2 protein-coding genes and 1 tRNA gene are annotated in these 1,386 nt (G+C 63.7%); all 3 read right to left on the bottom strand.

The features are described 5' to 3' along the window. Positions 1-94 (bottom strand): preprotein translocase subunit SecE (gene secE, locus C0456_RS20550; protein ID WP_291056572.1); only part of this gene is annotated, 94 nt, incomplete at its 3' end. A 100-nt stretch (positions 95-194) separates the two neighbouring features. Next, positions 195-270: transfer RNA gene (locus tag C0456_RS20545), tRNA-Trp, on the bottom strand. A 28-nt stretch (positions 271-298) separates the two neighbouring features. Then, on the bottom strand, positions 299-1,386 hold a 1,088-nt coding region (tuf, locus tag C0456_RS20540; protein ID WP_291056570.1), incomplete at its 5' end, for an elongation factor Tu.

Genomic DNA, 1,386 nt, shown 5'->3' with positions numbered 1-1,386 from the left:
TGGTGATAAGCGTCTCGCGGCGCGTCGGCCAGGTGACCTTGGAGGCCTCCGAGCGGACCTGCTGGATGAATTCGAGTGGACTGGTCTTCGCCATATTTTCTCAGACGCCTCTTCTCAAATTCCTGCCGCGCTGCTCTTCCAGCTTCCGCCCGGGGCCGGGGGCCTCTCCGGCCTGCCGCGCCCCTTGCGGAGGGTGGCAGGAGTGGAGGGGCTCGAACCCCCAACCCCCGGTTTTGGAGACCGGTGCTCTACCAGTTGAGCTACACTCCTAAGCCTGCCGCCGAAGCGGCAAACCGTCTTACTTCAACACCTTGGAGACGACGCCGGCGCCGACGGTACGGCCGCCTTCGCGGATGGCGAAGCGCAGCTTCTCTTCCATCGCGATCGGCGCGATCAGCGTCACGTTCATCTTCACGTTGTCGCCCGGCATCACCATTTCCGTGCCGGCCGGAAGCGTCACGACACCCGTGACGTCCGTCGTGCGGAAGTAGAACTGCGGACGGTAGTTCGTGAAGAACGGCGTGTGGCGTCCGCCCTCTTCCTTCGTCAGGATGTAGGCCTCGGCCTCGAACTCCGTATGCGGCGTGATCGAGCCCGGCGCGCACAGAACCTGGCCGCGCTCCACTTCCTCGCGCTTCGTGCCGCGAAGCAGAACGCCCACATTGTCGCCCGCCTGGCCCTGGTCGAGGAGCTTGCGGAACATCTCGACGCCCGTGCAGGTCGTCTTCGTCGTCGGGCGGATGCCGACGATCTCGATTTCGTCGCCGACCTTCACGATACCGCGCTCAACGCGGCCCGTCACAACCGTGCCGCGGCCCGAGATCGAGAACACGTCTTCGATCGGCATCAGGAACGGCTGGTCGATCGGACGCTCCGGCTGCGGGATGTACTCGTCAACCGCCTTCATCAGGGCGAGGATCGCGTCATGGCCGATCTCGCGGTTCGAGTCCTCAAGCGCCGCAAGCGCCGAGCCCTTCACGATCGGAATATCGTCGCCCGGGAAGTCGTAGCTCGACAGAAGCTCGCGGATCTCCATCTCGACAAGCTCCAGAAGCTCCGGATCGTCAACCTGGTCGACCTTGTTCATGAACACGACAAGCGCCGGAACGCCAACCTGGCGCGCAAGAAGAATGTGCTCGCGCGTCTGCGGCATCGGGCCGTCAGCCGCCGACACAACAAGGATCGCGCCGTCCATCTGCGCCGCGCCCGTGATCATGTTCTTCACATAGTCAGCATGGCCAGGGCAGTCCACATGCGCGTAGTGACGCGCTTCCGTCTCGTACTCAACGTGAGCCGTCGAGATCGTGATACCGCGAGCCTTCTCTTCCGGCGCCTTGTCAATCTGGTCATACGCCGAATAGGTCGCTCCGCCCGTCTCAGCAAGAA

It is taken from the genome of Hyphomonas sp. (genome assembly GCF_013823385.1).
Classification (GTDB): domain Bacteria; phylum Pseudomonadota; class Alphaproteobacteria; order Caulobacterales; family Hyphomonadaceae; genus Hyphomonas.
The sequence above is the reverse complement of the archived record's forward strand: the minus strand, read 5'-3'. Positions and strand labels throughout refer to the sequence as shown.